Origin of the sequence: Synechococcus sp. R6-10, assembly GCF_047461815.1 — a bacterium.
In the GTDB taxonomy this organism is placed as follows: Bacteria; Cyanobacteriota; Cyanobacteriia; order Thermostichales; family Thermostichaceae; genus Thermostichus.
In genome coordinates, this window is sequence record NZ_JANSHW010000352.1 from 1 (window position 1) to 2,667 (window position 2,667).

General features: G+C 62.3%; 2 protein-coding genes. Both read left to right on the forward strand.

What is annotated here, in order from left to right; all coding sequences use genetic code 11:
• Positions 1-577 precede the first annotated feature (577 nt).
• A complete protein-coding gene (locus NW837_RS10210) occupies positions 578-958 on the forward strand; it encodes a hypothetical protein (RefSeq protein WP_414331231.1) in 381 nt (126 codons plus the stop codon).
• Between the two features lie 98 nt (positions 959-1,056).
• Entirely contained in the window at positions 1,057-2,484 is a 1,428-nt protein-coding gene (locus NW837_RS10215) for a protein rep (RefSeq protein WP_414331233.1), read from the forward strand.
• Positions 2,485-2,667: the final 183 nt, after the last annotated feature.

The window sequence follows — 2,667 nt, forward strand, 5'->3', positions numbered from 1 at the left end:
GGAGGTTTCGGACGTCACCGCCGCCGTGTGCTTCGTGTAGGTCGAACTGCGCTGCGAGTCCGAAGCGATCTCTCAAGCCGAGACAAAAGCCGCGCACGAGCCGTAGCCGGTCTTCGAACGGTAGCTCATGCGGCAGCGCTACTGTAATCGCGATCGCGACTTGGCGGCGCTGGGGTCTGTGCTTCTCGGGTTGTCGGCGTTTCGGTGTATCCGCTGTCTCTGCGGCTTTCCATAGTTCTCGGACGTCTCCGCTCCATCCTATCGTGCCGCCGCCTTCGTATCCGCCCCGGAGCGCGTGCTTGTCGCTCCGACGTCGATAGGCGGATGCCGCTTGTGCGTAGCCGAGATATACCGGTCGGGCTGCGAAGTGGTATGTCGCCATGGCGTTCTCCTTCCAGGGGGCGCGGTAGCGCCCCCGTCGCTGCCGGCAGGCAGCGACCCCGCCCAGCAATCTGCGCCGGCCTCGGGCCGGTGCAGATTGCTGATAGCGGGCCTTACTCTGTTTCTCTGGATCTAGTCTCGCCCGTCGCCGAGCACTAGGTAGCGTAGAGCTGTAGGTTGTCGGAGTATTAGGTCGATGAGTCAGGAGGTTGCTGAGACGGTCGTGAGACGTCGTCGCGTCAATCCGTTCGTTGCTCTTCGTCGCGCGCAAGAGCTTGCCGAGAAAGCGAAGGCGCAGCGCGAAGAAGCCGCGCGCCGCTTAGCCGAAGCCGAGGCCGAGATTCAGCGCTTCCGTCGGGTTGAGCGGTCGAGAGCGCGTGCGGCTCTCGGCGGCGCTGTGATTGCCCGTTGGGCTTCGCTCATCGTCAAAGACGGTAAAGAGCCGGAAGCTCTCATGTCTTCGATTGCTGACGCTCTGTCAGATGCCGACCGCAAGCGTGTGCTCGAGCATCTCATTGACGAAGTCGCGTCTCTGCGTCGCCGTCAAGCGCGCTCTATCTCTGTTCCTAGCCCTTAACGAGCACTAAATGCATGAGAGGCGGAGCTTAGCGGGCTCCGCCTCTCAAAAGGTTCCGGCCACGCGGTTGCCGCCGCCGCCGGATGTAGGAGTCCCAAATGCCAAAGCCTCCCACGCGACAAGAGATATGCACTACTCCCGCCGTTGGCAACAGGGTGGCGGAGGTGGGCGCGCACGCGCCCACCCTTGGTAGACCCATAGAGGAGTTTGTTGGCCGCTCTCCTACGCGATTCCGTCTTCAACGGTATGCGGCTAGTCTGACCGATCATGGCGGTCTCTCGTCGTGTTTCTGGCGACGTCTCTTGCCGTCTAACTCGGTCGAAGTCAGAGGTCGAGTTCGAGCGGACGGCGGAGCCGACCGCGCTCGGCTCGGCGGCTTGGTCGTGTGCGGCTCTCATCTCTGTCCGGTGTGTGGTCCGCGCTTAGCGAAGACGAGAAGAGAGGAGGTTGCCCGGGTGATTGCTTGGGCGACCGGTCAAGGTCTTCAACCGGTTTTCTTGACTTTAACGACGTCTCATCAAGCCGGTGATAACCTAGCTGAGCTTCTAGACCGTCAGCGTCAAGCTCTCCGTTCTTGGCGACAGCATCGTGCTTACCGCGAAGCTGCTAAGAGCTTTGCTGGGACAATCTCGGCGTTCGAAACAACATACGGCAAGCACGGCTGGCATCCGCACACACACATTCTCTTTTTTGTCCGTGCGCCGTCGGTAGGTAAGGCGCTTCGGCGTGTTCGCGCTTTGCGTCAAGCCTGGCGGGCCAGCGCGGCAGGCAAGAGCCTCCGCGTTGGTCGGGCAGGCTTTCAGGCGCAGGCCGGGGAGCAGGCGTCCAGGTATCTGACGAAATGGGACATTGCCGCCGAAGTCGCTGGTGCTTGTTCCAAACATGGTCGGTACGGCGCACTGACGCCGTTCGCGTTGCTTCTCCGTGCCTATGAAGGCGATGCTGAATCTGCTTCTCTCTGGGCTGAGTATGCCGCGGCAATGAAGCGGCGAAGCGTCTTGCGTTTCTCTCAGGGTCTGCGCGCGGCTGCCGGGCTCGGCGACGTCTCTGACGTCGATGCAGCTACGCCGCGTGCTGCTGATGATGAGAGCATTGTAGCTCTCATCGCGCCGCATGTGTGGGAGTCTGCGAAAGCCGCCGGTCTTGATCGCACCGCGCTGCTATCTGCTGCTTGTGCGGAAGGTGGTGCAGGCGTCCGTCGCTACCTTGAAGCGTTGCTTGGCCTCAACGCTCCTCCCCCCTCCGGACAGGTGGGGTCGGTTTCGGAGGAGGCGTGGTCGGCGGCTTCTCCGGTGTTCCGTGCGCCCAGAGACTCACTGCTCTCTCGACTATCGCTTTCTCTCTCTCGGCGGCGCGCAAGGCTGCGTCCGCCGCTGCGAGGTCTGCCTTGGCCCGTAGGGCCTGGGCCTCCGCTAGGCGTAGTCTTTCGAAGACTGCCCGAGGAAGATGCTTCCGCGCTTCTTTCTCTGGACGCTTTGCGGAGCTCACTCGCTCGTGTCGGCCCGCGCTCGCGAGCGCTCGGTTGACTCTTTCTTCCCACGCGAGGCGCAGGTCTCTGATGATTGGTTTTTGACTCAGGGGTCGGACTTTCGCGCCGAAGCGTCCGGCATTATCGACGGTTCTGGTTGTTAGGAGGATGTGCGCGTGGAGGTTTCGGACGTCACCGCCGCCGTGTGCTTCGTGTAGGTCGAACTGCGCTGCGAGTCCGA

Bases quoted from the DNA above. Each gene is read 5' to 3' on its own strand.
- NW837_RS10210 (WP_414331231.1), top strand. From the start codon at position 578: ATGAGTCAGGAGGTTGCTGAGACGGTCGTGAGACGTCGTCGCGTCAAT.
- NW837_RS10215 (WP_414331233.1), top strand. From the start codon at position 1,057: ATGCCAAAGCCTCCCACGCGACAAGAGATATGCACTACTCCCGCCGTT.